This is a genomic window from Methylobacterium sp. 1973 (assembly GCF_040545035.1).
In the GTDB taxonomy this organism is placed as follows: domain Bacteria; phylum Pseudomonadota; class Alphaproteobacteria; order Rhizobiales; family Beijerinckiaceae; genus Methylobacterium; species Methylobacterium fujisawaense.
In genome coordinates, this window is sequence record NZ_JBEPLA010000003.1 from 206,741 (window position 1) to 221,831 (window position 15,091).

Annotated in this window: 14 protein-coding genes; 10 read left to right on the plus strand and 4 right to left on the minus strand. The window is 69.6% G+C overall.

Features of this window, described 5'->3' with window-relative positions:
- Positions 1 to 7: 7 nt before the first annotated feature.
- The 4 genes from ABIC70_RS07945 to ABIC70_RS07960 form a co-directional block, all read right to left on the minus strand.
- The gene (locus tag ABIC70_RS07945; protein ID WP_287089147.1) at positions 8 to 394 is read right to left on the minus strand and encodes a DUF1203 domain-containing protein; all 387 of its coding nucleotides are present in this window, start codon (positions 392 to 394) and stop codon (positions 8 to 10) included.
- A 245-nt stretch (positions 395 to 639) separates the two neighbouring features.
- Positions 640 to 1,695, minus strand: coding sequence for an adenylate/guanylate cyclase domain-containing protein (locus ABIC70_RS07950; protein WP_043382172.1), 1,056 nt, complete (start codon positions 1,693 to 1,695; stop codon positions 640 to 642).
- Between the two features lie 46 nt (positions 1,696 to 1,741).
- Positions 1,742 to 2,101 carry a response regulator gene (locus ABIC70_RS07955; protein WP_043346454.1) on the minus strand — a complete coding sequence of 120 codons (360 nt, stop codon included), beginning with the start codon at positions 2,099 to 2,101 and terminating at the stop codon, positions 1,742 to 1,744.
- Positions 2,102 to 2,150: 49 nt separating this feature from the next.
- Positions 2,151 to 5,075: a response regulator gene (locus tag ABIC70_RS07960; RefSeq protein ID WP_354439383.1), complete on the minus strand. Its 2,925-nt coding sequence runs from the start codon at positions 5,073 to 5,075 to the stop codon at positions 2,151 to 2,153.
- 326 nt (positions 5,076 to 5,401) lie between these two features.
- Between ABIC70_RS07960 and ABIC70_RS07965 the strand changes: the two genes are divergently transcribed.
- The 10 genes from ABIC70_RS07965 to ABIC70_RS08010 all read left to right on the plus strand — a co-directional run bounded on the left by ABIC70_RS07965 (position 5,402) and on the right by ABIC70_RS08010 (position 15,079).
- Positions 5,402 to 5,611: a hypothetical protein gene (locus ABIC70_RS07965; RefSeq protein ID WP_043382179.1), complete on the plus strand. Its 210-nt coding sequence runs from the start codon at positions 5,402 to 5,404 to the stop codon at positions 5,609 to 5,611.
- A 405-nt stretch (positions 5,612 to 6,016) separates the two neighbouring features.
- Complete coding sequence (locus tag ABIC70_RS07970) at positions 6,017 to 6,157, plus strand: hypothetical protein (RefSeq protein WP_164706328.1); 141 nt, start codon at positions 6,017 to 6,019, stop codon at positions 6,155 to 6,157.
- Between the two features lie 363 nt (positions 6,158 to 6,520).
- Positions 6,521 to 6,667, plus strand: a complete 147-nt coding sequence (locus ABIC70_RS07975; RefSeq protein WP_158498429.1) for a hypothetical protein — start codon at positions 6,521 to 6,523, stop codon at positions 6,665 to 6,667.
- An 11-nt stretch (positions 6,668 to 6,678) separates the two neighbouring features.
- Positions 6,679 to 6,768, plus strand: coding sequence for a K(+)-transporting ATPase subunit F (locus tag ABIC70_RS07980; protein ID WP_020091582.1), 90 nt, complete (start codon positions 6,679 to 6,681; stop codon positions 6,766 to 6,768).
- A gap of 22 nt (positions 6,769 to 6,790) precedes the next feature.
- A complete protein-coding gene (gene kdpA / locus ABIC70_RS07985; RefSeq protein WP_043354149.1) occupies positions 6,791 to 8,506 on the plus strand; it encodes a potassium-transporting ATPase subunit KdpA in 1,716 nt (571 codons plus the stop codon).
- 1 nt (position 8,507) lies between these two features.
- Positions 8,508 to 8,705: a hypothetical protein gene (locus ABIC70_RS07990; protein ID WP_043354148.1), complete on the plus strand. Its 198-nt coding sequence runs from the start codon at positions 8,508 to 8,510 to the stop codon at positions 8,703 to 8,705.
- Positions 8,706 to 8,761: 56 nt separating this feature from the next.
- Positions 8,762 to 10,852 carry a potassium-transporting ATPase subunit KdpB gene (gene kdpB, locus ABIC70_RS07995; RefSeq protein ID WP_043755116.1) on the plus strand — a complete coding sequence of 697 codons (2,091 nt, stop codon included), beginning with the start codon at positions 8,762 to 8,764 and terminating at the stop codon, positions 10,850 to 10,852.
- 22 nt (positions 10,853 to 10,874) lie between these two features.
- Entirely contained in the window at positions 10,875 to 11,480 is a 606-nt protein-coding gene (locus tag ABIC70_RS08000) for a K(+)-transporting ATPase subunit C (RefSeq protein ID WP_354439387.1), read from the plus strand.
- Between the two features lie 156 nt (positions 11,481 to 11,636).
- Complete coding sequence (locus tag ABIC70_RS08005; RefSeq protein ID WP_354439389.1) at positions 11,637 to 14,354, plus strand: ATP-binding protein; 2,718 nt, start codon at positions 11,637 to 11,639, stop codon at positions 14,352 to 14,354.
- Positions 14,351 to 15,079, plus strand: coding sequence for a response regulator transcription factor (locus tag ABIC70_RS08010; RefSeq protein ID WP_043356449.1), 729 nt, complete (start codon positions 14,351 to 14,353; stop codon positions 15,077 to 15,079). The genes ABIC70_RS08005 and ABIC70_RS08010 overlap by 4 nt, the downstream gene beginning before the upstream one ends.
- Positions 15,080 to 15,091 lie beyond the last annotated feature (12 nt).

Here is a 15,091-nt window from a genome sequence, read left to right on the forward strand (position 1 = left end):
CTCCGGCTCAGTCCGTCACCCGTTCCACCCGCGACAGCAGACAGCCGGGCCGGGCGGTGTGGATGTTGACGAAGAGCGTCCGCGTTTCGTCGAGGGCGCGTCGAAGCGGCTCCGCGACATCGCCGCCTGGGCAGACCTGTCCGAGGTCGTAGAGACAGAGGTGATCGGCGTCGTAGGCCCGAACGGAGACCAGCGGATTCGCATGAACGATGGGCGCGACCGCGTCGACCGTTTCCGTATACGGGCACTCCCTCTCGTGCAGGAAGATCGGGCTTGGGGTCCAGTAGATGCCGAGCGGCTGCCGAAGATCGTAGGATCCCAACAGCATGCATTCACCGGCTTTTGCAAGTTTGAGACAATGTCGGCAGGGAAATTGACCGCTCGCCGTCGCCATGATCCGCCGGATCGGGTTGCCCCGATCATCGAAGCCCGTGCGACGGAAGCGATCCGCCGTCGCCGTCTCGATCGGAACACATCGAAATCTCGTCATCTCTCTTCCTCCGCGACATGCTGTACGGCGCGTCGCAGAGGTGCTGCATCCCGCTTCTTGCTGTGCAATCAGGTCCGCCGAGCAGGTCCCGTGGGGACGATCCGTGAAGGCCCGTGCGCGAGACGGCGACGCGCGCAGCCGCACGCGCTTCAGGCGGGGTCCGGATCGCCCGGGTCGAGCGCGTGGCGATAGACTTCGACCGCGCCCTTGCCCTTGAGCGTTACCGCGCCGATCGGCCGGACGCTCCGCCGGTCGGGCAGGCGCAGAAACGCCGCGTGCGACAGATGCAGCGCGGTTCCCTCGCCGAGGCCCGACAGGCGCGCCGCGACGTTGACCGTGTCGCCCCAGAGATCGAACGTGAACTTCGTCCGGCCCACGATCCCACCGACCACCGGCCCGATATGGAGTCCACCGCGGATCCGCCAGCCGGGCTCTCCGGCCGCCGCGACCGCCACCATGTCGGCGGCACATCGGATCGCGGCCGTGACCGGATCGGCATGTTCCCGCAGCAGGTTCGCCGTTGCCATGAAGGCATCGCCGATGGTCTTGATGTTCTCGAGACCCCGCGCCTGCGCGACGACCTCGAACGCTTCGGCCAGGCGCTGGATCTCCGCGACGACGACGTCCGGTGTCTGACCATGGCACCAGGTCGTGAAACCGACGAGGTCGACGAACAGGACGGCGACGTCGCCGAACAGGCGCGGCTTGACCTGTCCGGTCTCCATCAGTTCCGACACGGCCGAGACCGGCAGGATGGCATGAAGCAGTTCGTCGGCCCGCTTGCGCTCACGCTCGATCGTTCGCAGGTGTGCAATCTCGCGATCATGGGCGCGCTTCCGCTCCAGGCACGAGCGGATGCGAGCTTCCAGGATCACCGGCTCGAAGGGCTTCGGGAGGTAGTCGAAGGCGCCGAGTTCGATGCATCGGACGATGCTGCCGATCTCCATCAGCGCGGAGATCATCACCACCGGCGTGTGGCGCCATGCCTCGTGGGCCTTCATCCGTTCGAGCACGGCATAGCCGTCGAGAGCCGGCATCATCACGTCGAGGAGGACGAGGTCGAACGGCTCCTCGCTCAGCCGGTCGAGGGCGGCTCGTCCGTTGGCCGCACGGACGCTCGTGTGGCCCAGGATTTCCAGTTCCTGTTCCAGCAGGTCGAGGTTGAAGGGCTCATCGTCGACGATGAGGATGCGGGCTGGCTCCACAGGTTCTTCTCCCTCCGGCGCGAGACTGCGGCCGGATCGGCCGGGCTCAATCGAGCCAGTGCCGCAACTTGGCGAACAACAGGTCTTCGTCGACGGGCTTGGTCATGAAGTCGTCGCAGCCGGCCGCTCGCGCCCGATCCTCGTCGCCCGTCATCGCGTTGGCGGTGATCGCCACCACCGGGATGGCGGCGGTGGACGCGTTGGCCTTGATGCGGCGTGTCGCCTCCCAGCCGTCGACGAGCGGCAGCGACAGATCCATGAGGATGAGGTCGGGCCGGTGGGCGATCGCCATCTCGACCCCGGCGGCGCCGTCGACCGCGATGACAAGCTCGTACGTGTCCTCGAGCAATTGAGTCAGCAGATCACGATTGAGTTCGACATCCTCGACGATAAGTATTCGCTTCATGCGTTGATCCCCGAGGGAGCGGACCGGCGCGCAGGGCGTAGCCGACGGCTCATCGGTCACGGTCGGCCGCCTCGAGCTCCAGGACCGGCAGCACGCGCCGCACCTCGCGGACCAGGGCGGCGCGGTCGAGACCGCTCTTGTCGATCAGTCCGAGTACCCGCTCCCGCAGCATGTCGCGCTCGGCCGTATCCAGGGATGCGGCTGTCAGGACCACGACGGGGATCGTCCGGCCGACCGGATCGGCCTGGAGGGCGTCCAGGAAGGCGAGGCCGTCCATCCGCGGCATCAGCAGGTCGAGCAGGATGACGCTCGGGCGGGCCTGAGTGATACGCTCCAGGCCGGCCGCCCCGTCCGCTACCCAATCGACGGTGCATTGCTCCGCGTTGAGCAGCTGGCGCACGAGGTCGGGAACGTTGGGATCGTCGTCGATCACGAGGATGCGCTCATTGTCGGGGGCGATCCGCGCGAGGGCGCCGATCAGGGCTTCCCGCTCGAACGGCTTCACGATGTAGTCGGTCGCTCCGAGGCGGAAGCCCAGCTCCTTCTGGTCGACGATCGAGATCAGCACGACCGGGATGTCCCGCGTCAGCGGATCGGTCTTCAGCGCGTGCAGCACCTGCCAGCCGTCGGTGCCGGGCATCATGATGTCGAGGGTGATGGCGCGCGGTTGCAGCTCCCGCGCCTTGAGCAACCCGTCCTGGCCGCTCGACGCGCCGATGACCGTGTAGCCGGCATCGGCGAGGTTCTCCTGCAGCAGGTAGACGACGTTGGGATCGTCGTCGATCGCGAGCACGAGCTTGGCGCCCGACCGGGACACCGGCGTTACCGGGAGCGCCGGCCTCGGACTCGGCGGTCCCTCGGCGGCGCCGGCGATCCGCATCGGGATGCTGAGGGTGAAGGTCGACCCCGCCCCTTCCCGGCTCTCGACGCCGATCTTTCCGCCGAGCAGCCGGGCGAGCCGGTGGCTGATCGCCAGACCGAGGCCTGTGCCGCTGTGGGAGCGCGTGGCGCTGTTGTCGACCTGATGGAACTCCTCGAAGATCGCATTCAGCGCGTCGGCGGGAATGCCGATGCCGGTGTCGATCACGGCGAATTCGACACTCTCGCCAACCGGACGGACGCGCAGCGTCACCGATCCGGCCTCGGTGAACTTGATGGCGTTGCTGAGCAGGTTGATGAGGATCTGCCGCAGCTTCTCCTCGTCGGTCCGGAGGGTCGCGGGCGTATCCCGGACATCCCGAACGAGCTGCACGCCCTCGTTCTTGACGAGGGGCTCGACCGTCCTGAGGCAGAGGTCGAGGACCGGCTCCAGCGTGAAGTCGGACGGTTTCACCTCCATCCGTCCCGCTTCGACCTTGGCGAGATCGAGGATGCTGTTGATCAGCGAGAGAAGGTGCTCTGAACTCGCCAGGATCTTCTCGAGATTCTCGAACTGCTTCACCGGCAGGGCGTCCTTCGCCCGGCGCATCACCAGCCGGGTGAAGCCGATGATCGCATTGAGCGGCGTGCGCAATTCGTGGCTCATATTGGCCAGGAAGCTGCTCTTGGCGCGGCTGGCTTCCTCGGCCGCCTCCTTGGCCTGTCGCAGACGTTCCTCGGCCTGCTTGCGCTCGATCACCCGCCCCAGCTGCGCGCCGATATTGCTCATCACCCGCAGCAGCGACGCGTCCGGCGGCGATGCATCGCGGGCGAAGAATTCCAGCACCGCCACCACCTCGCGCCCGACTGTCACGGGAAAGCCGAAGCCCGCCCGGATCCCGTCCTGCGCGGCCGCCGGGGCGCGGGGGTCTCCGGCCAGCGTCGGATCGCCGAGGGTCCATTCGGGAGACCCGGAGAGCAAGACGCGACCGGCGAAGCCCGTTCCCGGACCGAGCGGCGTCCCGGCCGTCGCCGCGCGCAACCGGGCGAACCCTTCTGGCGTGTCGCAATGCCAGATCCCCGTCGGCAGGAGGGCCCGGCTTCCGTCATCGGCGCGGGTGTAGGCGTGGCCGAGGGGCCAGCCGGCATGGTGCGCGACGCGTTCCAGACAGAAGCGCAGGGCCTCCGCCACCGTCGGCGCCTCGTTGGCGGCTGCGGCCGCCGCCTGGAGCAGCTCGACGAAGGCGGTCTGCTTCTGAAGCGCCAGCTCGGCTTCCTTGCGCTCCGTGATGTCGCTCCACGACTCGACCACCTCGACGGGCCGACCGTTCGGATCGCGCAGGAGGCGCTGCTCGTCCCGGACCCAGCGATAGGTGCCGTTCGCGTGCAGGAACCGGTATTCGATGACGTTGTGACCCTGATCGAGCAGATGCGGGAATTCGCCGAGGACGCGCTCCCGGTCTTCGGGGTGCAGCCGCTCCAGCCAGAATTCCGGTCCGGCCAGATAATCGCCGGGCTCGTAGCCGAGGAGATCGCGTACATTCTCGCTGATGAAGGTCGGCGCGTTGCGGCCGCCCACCTCGAAACTGCAGATCATCGACGGGGACGCGGTCAGCAGGTAGGTCAGCCGGCCCTGCGTCGCCCGGAGCGCCTGCTCGGCACGCTTGATCTCGGTCACGTCGGTGTAGACGGCAACGACGCCGCCGTCGTTGATCTTGCGCTCGCTGACCTGAACCCAGCGGCCGTCGACGCGCTGCTGGAAAAGCGGCCCGCGCGGTGCGCGATAACGGGCGATCCGCTCCGCCAGCCACGCCTCGACCGTCGTCCCGTCCGCGCGCACGATGCAGGTCTCGGCGACGGCTCGGGCGATGGCCGCGAACGTCACGCCCGGGACGATGATCGCCGACAGGCCGGGATGGAAATCCTGGAAGTGCCGGTTGCAGAAGACGAGGCGGTCGTCCGAATCGAACAGCGCGAACCCCTCCGAGCTGCTCTCGATGGCCTCGATGAGCTTGTGCCTGGCGACGCCGTCCTCGGGCGATCCGGCGGTCCGGATCGCGGCCCCCACCGCATCCGGAGACGTCTCGAACGGGGACCCGGCCGGCGTGTGAGACATGGCTCGGACCACCCTGACGACGACGCTTCGAGGGCGCCGCGGCTTGCCGCGTGAGGCCGGACACACGCGTTGTCCGAAGCCTGGCTATTCATTATTCGACACCGTTACATGGTCCAATTGTCGGATCAAGCGGCGTCAGAACTGCTGTCGCGTTGCGGTGAACGATGTGCCCACAGATGTGGCAACTCGAAACAGACCGTCGATTTCAGCCGGTTCGTCACGGCCGCCGATCATCCGTGCCCGCCTCGGACGCATCGGTGCCATGTCTGGGCGAGGCGTCGCGTCGCGTCAGGTACAGTGTATCTTCCGTGAAAACGGAGGAAATAATGGCCTACAAGATCACTTTTCGTAAGGGAAAGCGCGAGAGCTTTACCAAGCTCTGGCCGTGCGACCTCGAGGCGGCGACGGCCTACGCGCTGGCGCAACTGCCAATCCAGCACCGGGAGAAGGGTGCGACGTCGGTGAGCGTGATCTGCGAGCGGACCGGCGACATCGTGTTCAGTTCGACCGAGCAGCCCGAGACCGAACCGGCATAGGGCCGGTCGCGAGACGGACGATGCAGAGGTCGGCGTCCGCTTCGATGCGGATGTCCGGCCGCGGGCGCGGACGAGCCGCACCGGGAAGGGCCGAATCATGGCTTCAGACGCATCCCGGCCGCAGGGGCCGACGGTTACGTCTTCCGCATGCGCCGACCTGGAAGTCGGCCCGTACAGCTCGCCGCCCTGCTTCCTGCACGAACTCGATCCGAGCTTCCTCGGTCTTGCCACGGCGCCGGCGGCACAGCCGCAGACCACGGCCGCCGACGACGGGACGCCTGACCTCGCAGTCGCTCGCGATCCTGATGACATCCCTACGCCGGATGCTCTGCAGCCGTCTTGGATCCTCACGGCCGACGGTGACGTGATCGCGCCACCGGGCACATGCCCGGATGGAGCCCCCCCATGCAGATCCTCCGCCATATCCTCGCCGAATGTCGGGCCGACCGCGTCTTCGCGCTGATGATCGTCACGCTCGGCGCTTGGTCGGCCATCTCGGTCCTGCTGCTGGCTCTGAACATCCCCGAACCCTTCACCGCTCGATGAGCGCCTCGGTTACGGCGCTCGATTTGGACGACCGGCCCTCCGGAGCGCCGTCCTGTCCCGCACCCGGGCGGTCGCCGCAGATTGGCTTGGCCGCGCCCTGCGCCTGCCCCATCGTGCCCGTCGCCGGGCGCTGCCACGCTTGTGGGTTGATCTATGGCGGCATTCGCGGCGAGGCCGCGGGCGTGATCCGGCTGGATCGGGCGCTGTGGCGTGCGCTCTGCCCCGGCGCCGCGCGGCTGACGATGCCGGCAGCCTGCGGCGCGTTGCGTGCGAGCTTCGTCGGACGCGCACGATCCTAACGCGACCCTTATAAGTTCCGCCCCGGTCCTCGCTCGAACCCTAACGCGGTTTGAGGCGACACTGATGGTCGGCCAAGGCCGGGTGCGGAACCTCCGCGGCCGGTCCGCCGAACCGGACCTGACCCCCATGCTCGACATCGTCTTCCTCGCCGGAGCGCTCGCCTTCTTTGCCGCCGCGGCCGGCTACGCGGCCGCCTGCGATCGGCTCTGAGAGAGTCCGCCATGACCCTCGACCTCGCCCTCGGCGCCTGCGTGACCGCCGGCCTCCTCGTCTACCTCACCTACGCCCTCGTCCGCCCCGAGCGGTTCTGAGCGGCCCTGACGGATCTCCCCCATGAACCTCAACGGCTGGATCCAGATCGCGCTCTACTGCGCGGTCGTTCTGGCGCTCGTGAAGCCCCTCGGATCGTACATGACCCGGGTCTTCACCGGAGAGCGCACCCTCCTCTCACCCGTGCTCGGCCCCGTCGAGCGCGGGCTCTACCGCGTGTCCGGCATCGATGCCCGCCAGGAGCAGCACTGGCTGGCCTATACGGGCGCGGTCATCCTGTTCCACGTGCTGGGCTTTGCGGTGCTGTACGCGATCCTGCGGCTGCAGGCGGTGCTGCCGCTCAATCCGGCCGATCAGACCGCGGTGGCGCCGGATCTCGCGTTCAACACGTCGACCAGCTTCATCACCAACACCAACTGGCAGTCCTACGGCGGCGAGACCACGCTCTCGTACCTCTCCCAGATGCTGGGGCTGACGCACCAGAACTTCCTGTCGGCGGCGACCGGCATCGCGGTGGCGGTGGCGCTGATCCGCGGGTTCGCCCGCGCCTCGTCGGGCACGATCGGCTCGTTCTGGGTCGATGTGACCCGCGCCACCCTCTACGTGCTGCTGCCGATCTGCGTGCCCTACACGCTGTTCCTCGTCTGGCAGGGCATGCCGCAGACGCTCGGCGCCTACGTCGATGCCACGACCCTGGAGGGCGCGCACCAGACCCTCGCACTCGGACCGGTGGCGAGCCAGGTGGCGATCAAGATGCTCGGGACCAATGGCGGCGGCTTCTTCAACGCCAACGCCGCGCACCCGTTCGAGAACCCCACCGCCCTGTCGAACTTCGTCCAGATGGTCTCGATCTTCGTGATCGGCGCCGCGCTGACCAACGTCTTCGGCCGCATGGTCGGCGACGAGCGCCAGGGCTGGGCGATCCTCGGCGCCATGGGGATCCTGTTCCTCGCGGGCGTCCTCGTCACCTACTGGGCCGAGGCCCACGGCAGCGCCGTCCTGAACAGCTTCGGGCTGACCGGCGGCAACATGGAGGGCAAGGAGACCCGCTTCGGCATCGCCGCCTCGGCGCTGTTCGCGGTGATCACCACGGCGGCCTCCTGCGGCGCCGTCAACGCCATGCACGACTCGTTCACGGCGCTCGGCGGCCTGATCCCGCTGCTCAACATGCAGCTCGGCGAGATCATCATCGGCGGCGTCGGCGCCGGCCTCTACGGCATGCTGATCTTCGTGATCGTGGCGATCTTCGTGGCGGGCCTGATGGTCGGCCGCACCCCCGAATACCTCGGCAAGAAGATCGAGGCGAAGGAGGTGAAGATGGCCATGCTCGGCATCCTCTGCCTGCCGCTAATGATGCTGGGCTTCACCGCCCTGGCGACGGTGGTGCCGGCGGGCCTCGCCGGCCCGGCCAATGCCGGCCCGCACGGCTTCTCGGAGATCCTCTACGCCTACACGTCGGCGGCGGCCAACAACGGCTCGGCCTTCGGCGGGCTGACGGCCAACACGCTGTTCTACAACAGCACCCTGGCCATCGGCATGCTGGTCGGCCGGTTCTTCGTGAAGATCCCGGTCCTGGCCATCGCGGGCTCGCTTGCTGCCAAGAAGACGGTCCCGGCCTCGGCGGGCACGTTCCCGACCCATGGCGGCTTGTTCGTCGGGCTGCTGGTCGGCGTGATCCTCATCATCGGCGGCCTGACCTTCTTCCCATCCCTGGCGTTGGGCCCCGTGGTCGAGCACCTCGCGGGCGCGGCCGGCCAGACCTTCGCGACGGGGGGCTGAGATGCCGCGCGCCCTCCCCGCCCGGCGCGTCGCGCGCCACCACCTCGTGCTGCACCGGCAGCCCCACCGGCGCGACCGCGCCGGTGCCCCGCCCCTGCGGACGTCGGACCTCGTCCTGGCGCTCCTCGGCGTCGTCCTGCTCGGCGGCTTCGCCCTCCTGGCCGCCTACGCACTGACGGCCGGCAGGCTGGCCCTCTGATCCCAAAAGCGCCCGGCGCGCCGCGCCGGGCTCCCCACCCCTTCCGGACATCTTCCATGTCGCGTCAGACATCATCCCTGTTCAGTGCCGCCCTGATCGGGCCGGCCCTCATCGGCTCCGTCAGGAAGCTCGATCCCCGCGCCATGATCCGCAACCCGGTCATGTTCGTGGTCGAGGTCGTGGCGGCGCTCACCACGGTCCTGTTCGCCCGCGACCTCGTCACCGGCGGCAACGACCTGGCCTTCTCCGGCCAGATCATCCTCTGGCTGTGGTTCACCCTGATCTTCGCCAACTTCGCCGAGGCCCTCGCGGAGGGGCGCGGCAAGGCCCAGGCCGACAGCCTGCGGCGCACCCGCACCGAGATGACGGCCAAGCGCCTCAAGGGGGCGGGCCGGGCCTACGAGACGGTGCCGGGCACCGCCCTCAAGGTCGGCGACGTCGTCCTGGTCGAGGCCGGCGACCTGATCCCCTCCGACGGCGAGGTGATCGAGGGCGTGGCCTCCGTGAACGAGGCCGCCATCACGGGCGAATCCGCCCCGGTGATCCGCGAATCCGGCGGCGACCGCTCGGCGGTGACCGGCGGCACGCAGGTTCTCTCGGACGAGATCAAGGTCCGCATCACCGCGGCGGCCGGCTCGACCTTCGTCGACCGGATGATCGCCCTGGTGGAGGGCGCCTCGCGGCAGAAGACGCCGAACGAGATCGCCCTGAACATCCTGCTCGCCGGGCTCACCATCGTGTTCGTCTTCGCGGTGGCCTCGATCCCGAGCTTCGCGAGCTACGCGGGCGGTTCGATCCCCGTGATCGTCCTCGTAGCCCTGTTCGTCACGCTGATCCCCACGACGATCGGCGCGCTGCTCTCGGCGATCGGCATCGCCGGCATGGACCGGCTGGTGCGCTTCAACGTGCTCGCCATGTCGGGCCGCGCCGTCGAGGCGGCGGGCGACGTCGACACCCTGCTCCTCGACAAGACCGGCACGATCACGCTCGGCAACCGGCAGGCCACCGAGTTCCGCCCGGTCTCCGGCGTGAGCGCGCAGGAGCTCGCCGACGCGGCGCAGCTCGCCTCCCTGGCGGACGAGACGCCGGAGGGCCGCTCGATCGTCGTCCTGGCCAAGGAGAAGTACGGCATCCGCGCCCGCGACATGGCGGGTCTCAACGCCACCTTCGTGCCGTTCACCGCGCAGTCGCGCATGTCGGGCGTCGATCTGGAGAGCGCCTCGATCCGCAAGGGCGCGGTCGACGCCGTGATCGCGTCCCTGTCCGGCCAGCCCGTGGCGAGCCGGGGCTCGAACGCCGCCCTCGCCTTCCAGCCGGCTCCGGAGACGGGTGCCGTCAAGGAGATCCGCGCCATCGCGGAGGAGATCGCCAAGGCCGGCGGCACGCCCCTCGCGGTTGCGCAGGACGGGCGGCTGCTCGGCGTGGTCTACCTGAAGGACATTGTGAAGGGCGGCATTCGCGAGCGCTTCGCGGAGCTGCGCCAGATGGGCATCCGCACGGTGATGATCACCGGCGACAACCCGATGACTGCGGCTGCCATCGCGGCGGAGGCCGGCGTCGACGATTTCCTTGCCCAGGCCACCCCGGAGGACAAGCTCGCGCTGATCCGCAAGGAGCAGGCGGACGGCAAGCTCGTCGCCATGTGCGGCGACGGCACCAACGACGCCCCCGCCCTCGCCCAGGCCGATGTCGGCGTCGCGATGAACACCGGGACCGTGGCGGCCCGCGAGGCCGGCAACATGGTCGATCTCGACAGCGACCCGACCAAGCTCATCGAGATCGTCGGCATCGGCAAGCAATTGCTGATGACCCGCGGCGCGCTGACGACCTTCTCGATCGCCAACGACGTCGCCAAGTACTTCGCCATCATCCCGGCGATGTTCCTGGGCCTCTATCCGCAGCTCCAGGCGCTCAACATCATGGGCCTCGCCTCGCCGCAGAGCGCGATCCTGTCGGCGATCATCTTCAACGCGCTGATCATCGTGGCGCTGATCCCGCTGGCCCTGCGCGGCGTCACCTACCGGGCCGTCGGCGCGGCCGCTCTGCTGCGCCGGAACCTCCTGATCTACGGGCTCGGCGGCGTCCTCGTGCCCTTCGTCGGCATCAAGGCCATCGACCTCGCCGTCAGCGCCCTACACCTCGTCTGAACCGGTCCATCGGAGACCCGCCATGCTGAAACAGCTTCGCCCCGCCCTGGTCCTGCTCACCGCGCTGACCGCGATCACCGGCCTCGCCTACCCCCTCGCGATGACCGGCCTCGCCGGCGCCATCTTCCCCGCCAAGGCCGCCGGCAGCCTGATCGAGCGCGACGGCACCGTCATCGGATCCAGCCTGATCGGCCAGACCTTCACCGGCGCCGGCTACTTCCACGGCCGGCCCTCCGCGACGACGGCGCCGGACCCCGCCGACGCCTCCAAGACGGTGCCGGCGCCCTACAACGCGGCCAATTCCTCGGGCTCGAATCTCGGGCCGACCAGCGCGGCGCTGGCGGAGCGGGTGAAGACCGATGTCGAAGCGCTGAAGGCCGAGAATCCGAGCGTCCCGGTGCCCGTCGATCTCGTGACGGCAAGCGGCTCCGGCCTCGATCCGGACATCTCGCTCGAGGCCGCCTACTTCCAGGTTCCCCGCGTCGCCAAGGCCCGCAACATCCCGGAGGACAAGCTGCGCGACCTCGTGACCGCCCGGATCGAGGGGCGCACCCTGGGCATCCTGGGTGAGCCGCGCGTCAACGTCCTGGCGCTGAACCTCGCCGTCGACGATCTCGCCCGTCGGTGATGGACACGTCCGATCCCCGCCCGCATCCTGAAGAGCCGCGTCAGCGGCCCCGACGGGGATGGCCGGGGGTCGCGCATCCGGCCGGAGCACCGCGAGGCCACCGGCTGAGAGCGAGGGCCGGATGGCCCGAGACAGACTGCTCCTGAGACGAGGTTCATGCCCGAGACCACCCGCGACCCGACCCGCCCCTCGCCCGACGCCCTGCTCGAAGCGGCGCGCCGGGAGGAGCGGACGCGCGGGCGGCTCAAGGTGTTTCTCGGGGCCGCTCCGGGTGTCGGCAAGACCTACGAGATGCTGACCATCGGCCGGGCCCGGCTGAAGGCTGGGATCGACGTCGTGATCGGCGTGGTCGAGACGCACGGCCGGGCCGAGACCGAGGCCCTGCTCGACGGCTTAGAGACGATCCCCCGCCGGTCGGTGCCGTATCACGGCACCGTCCTTCAGGAGATGGACCTCGACGCCCTCCTCGCCCGCCGGCCGGCGCTGGCGCTGGTCGACGAGCTGGCCCACACCAATGCCCCGGGCTCGCGCCACCCGAAACGGTACCAGGATGTCGAGGAGCTTCTCGATGCCGGCATCGACGTTCTGACGACGCTCAACATCCAGCACGTCGAGAGCCTCAACGACGTGGTCGCCTCGATCACCCGTATCCGGGTGCGCGAGACGGTGCCGGACGGCGTCCTCGACCGCGCCGACGACATCGAGGTGGTGGACCTCAACCCCGACGACCTCATCCAGCGCCTGAAGGACGGCAACGTCTACGTCCCGACCCACGCCGAGCGGGCCCTGAAGCACTACTTCTCCCGCGGCAACCTGACGGCGCTCCGCGAGCTGGCGCTGCGGCGCACCGCCGACCGGGTCGACGACGAGCTGCTCGGCCACATGCGGGCCAACGCCATCGCCGGCCCCTGGGCGGCGGGCGAGCGCGTGCTGGTCTGCGTGAACGAGGACCCCCGCTCCGCAGGCCTCGTGCGCTACGCCAAGCGCCTTGCCGACCGCCTGCATGCGCCCTGGACGGCGCTCTCGATCGATGGGGCCCGCGCGGCGACCCTGAGCGAGGCCGAGCGCGACCGGATCGCCGAAGCGTTGCGGATCGCCGACCGGCTCGGCGGCGATGCCGTCACTCTCCCGGGCGGCCGCCGGATCGCCGACGACGTACTCGACTACGCCCGGTCCGCCAACGTCAATCACATCGTGGTCGGCAAGGCGAACCGGTCATGGCTGTTCGAGCTGCTCAACGGCTCCGTGGTGCACGATCTCGTGCGGGGCAGCGGCGCCATCAGCGTGCACGTGGTCCCCGGCGAGGCCGTTCCGGATACGACGCAGCCGCGCCGCCCCGTCGCGGTCGCCCCGTCGCGGTCGGGCTTCGAGGCGCGGCCCTACGCGGTCGCGCTTTCGGCCGTCGCCGCGGGGCTCGGCGCTGCCATCCTCGCTCAGCCCTATGCCGGCGTCGAGAACGCCGACCTCTTCCTTCTGACCGCCATCGTCGCGGTGGCGGTGCGCTGGGGGCTCGGGCCGGCGCTCGCCGCGGTGGTGGCGGCCTCGCTCGCCTACAACTTCTTCTTCCTGCCGCCGGTCTACACGCTCACCATCGCCGACCCGACCAACGTCGCGGCCTTCCTGCTCTTCACCCTGGTGGCGGTGCTGGTCTCGAACCTCGCCTCCCGCGCCCGCCGCGTGGCGGTGGTCAGCCAGGGCCGCGCCCGGGCCACCGAGCGGCTGTTCGGCTTCTCGCGGAAGCTCGCCGCCTGCGGCACCCTGGACGACGTGCTCTGGGCCACCTGCGCCCAGGTCGCCGCGATGCTGAAGGTCCGCGTCGTCCTGCTGCTGCCCGACGGTCAGGCCGTCACGGTCCGGGCCGGCTACCCGCCGGAGGACATGCTGGACGAGGCCGATCTGGCGGCGGCGCAATGGGCCTTCGACAACGACCGGCCGGCGGGCCGCGGGGCCGACACGCTGCCGGGGGCCAAGCGGCTGTTTCTGCCGATGCGGACCGGGCGCGGCACGATCGGGGTGATCGGCCTCGATTCCGACGGCACCGGACCGATCCTGTCGCCGGAGGGCCGCCGCCTCCTCGACGCCCTGGCCGACATGGGCGCCCTCGCCATCGAGCGGGTCCGGCTCGTGGAGGATCTGGACCGGGCCGAGCGCGCCGCCGAGACCGACCGCCTGCGCCAGGCGCTGCTCACCTCGATCAGCCACGACCTGCGCACGCCCCTCGCGTCGGTGCTCGGCGCGGCCAGCACGCTGCGCGACCTCGAATCCGCGCTTCCGGCAGACGCGAAGGCGGAGCTGCTGGCGACGATCATCGAGGAATCGGAGCGGCTCAATCGCTTCATCGCAAACCTCCTCGACATGACCCGGCTGGAGGCGGGCGCGGTGGCACCGAACCTCTCGGCGCAGGACGTGGCCGAGACCGTCGACACGGCCCTGCGCCGCACCCAGAAGATCCTCGCCGACCATCGCGTCGCCGTGGAGGTGGAGCCCGACCTGCCGGCCCTGGCGCTCGACCCCGTCCTGTTCGAACAGGTTCTGGTCAATCTCCTCGACAACGCCGCCAAATACGCGCCCGAGGGCTCGACCGTCACCCTGCAGGTCCGCCGCGCCGACGACCGGGTCCGGATCGCCGTGCTGGACGAGGGGGACGGCCTGCCCGAGGCGGATGTCGAGCGGGTGTTCGACAAGTTCTACCGCGTCCGGAAGGGCGATCGGGTCAGGGCCGGCACCGGGCTGGGGCTCGCCATTTCCCGGGGCTTCGTCGAGGCGATGGGCGGCACGGTCACGGCCGGAAATCGCCGGGACCGGAGCGGGGCCTGCTTCACCATCAGCCTTCCCGTGCCCGCCCGAACTGCGCCCAAGGACATCGCCGCATGAGCCCCACGGTCCTGGTGGTCGACGACGAGCCGCCGATCCGCAAGCTCCTGCGCATGGGCCTCGCCACGCAGGGCTACGCCGTCCTGGAGGCGCCCGACGCCCGGACTGCCCTGGCGCTGCTCGGGCGCGAGGGGGTGGACCTCGTGATCCTCGACCTCGGCCTGCCCGACATGCGCGGCCACGATCTGTTGCGGGCGGTCCGGGCGAGCCATCCCGATCTGCCCGTGGTGGTGCTGTCGAGCCGCGACGACGAGGGCGGCAAGGTCGAGGCGCTGGATCTCGGCGCCAACGATTACGTGACCAAGCCCTTCGGCATGGCGGAGCTGCTGGCCCGCCTGCGGGCCGCCATGCGCCACCAGCTCGCCGCGCGGGGCGAGCGGCCGATCTTCCGCGTCGACAACCTATCGGTCGATCTCGTCCGCCGGATCGTGAAAGTCGACGAGGCCGAGGTGAAGCTGACCCCGCGGGAATACGATTTCCTGCGCGTCCTGGTGCTGCATGCCGGCAAGGTGCTGACCCACGCGCAGCTCATGCGCTCGGTCCCGTCCTCGTCCGATCCGCAATATCTGCGCGTCTACGTGCGCCAGCTTCGCCAGAAGCTGGAGGCCGATCCCGAACGGCCGCGCCTCCTGCTGACCGAGACCGGCGTCGGCTACCGCCTGCGCGCGCCCGACGACGAGCCGGTCCCGCATCCCCGCGCCGCCGACGGCGCCGCGACCCACTGATCTCGAGGATAG

Bases quoted from the DNA above. Each gene is read 5' to 3' on its own strand.
- ABIC70_RS07955 (WP_043346454.1), bottom strand. From the start codon at position 2,101: ATGAAGCGAATACTTATCGTCGAGGATGTCGAACTCAATCGTGATCTG.
- ABIC70_RS08000 (WP_354439387.1), top strand. From the start codon at position 10,875: ATGCTGAAACAGCTTCGCCCCGCCCTGGTCCTGCTCACCGCGCTGACC.
- ABIC70_RS07980 (WP_020091582.1), top strand. From the start codon at position 6,679: ATGACCCTCGACCTCGCCCTCGGCGCCTGCGTGACCGCCGGCCTCCTC.
- ABIC70_RS07965 (WP_043382179.1), top strand. From the start codon at position 5,402: ATGGCCTACAAGATCACTTTTCGTAAGGGAAAGCGCGAGAGCTTTACC.
- ABIC70_RS07990 (WP_043354148.1), top strand. From the start codon at position 8,508: ATGCCGCGCGCCCTCCCCGCCCGGCGCGTCGCGCGCCACCACCTCGTG.
- ABIC70_RS07960 (WP_354439383.1), bottom strand. From the start codon at position 5,075: ATGTCTCACACGCCGGCCGGGTCCCCGTTCGAGACGTCTCCGGATGCG.
- ABIC70_RS07970 (WP_164706328.1), top strand. From the start codon at position 6,017: ATGCAGATCCTCCGCCATATCCTCGCCGAATGTCGGGCCGACCGCGTC.
- ABIC70_RS08010 (WP_043356449.1), top strand. From the start codon at position 14,351: ATGAGCCCCACGGTCCTGGTGGTCGACGACGAGCCGCCGATCCGCAAG.
- ABIC70_RS07975 (WP_158498429.1), top strand. From the start codon at position 6,521: ATGGTCGGCCAAGGCCGGGTGCGGAACCTCCGCGGCCGGTCCGCCGAA.
- kdpA (WP_043354149.1), top strand. From the start codon at position 6,791: ATGAACCTCAACGGCTGGATCCAGATCGCGCTCTACTGCGCGGTCGTT.
- ABIC70_RS08005 (WP_354439389.1), top strand. From the start codon at position 11,637: ATGCCCGAGACCACCCGCGACCCGACCCGCCCCTCGCCCGACGCCCTG.
- ABIC70_RS07945 (WP_287089147.1), bottom strand. From the start codon at position 394: ATGGCGACGGCGAGCGGTCAATTTCCCTGCCGACATTGTCTCAAACTT.
- kdpB (WP_043755116.1), top strand. From the start codon at position 8,762: ATGTCGCGTCAGACATCATCCCTGTTCAGTGCCGCCCTGATCGGGCCG.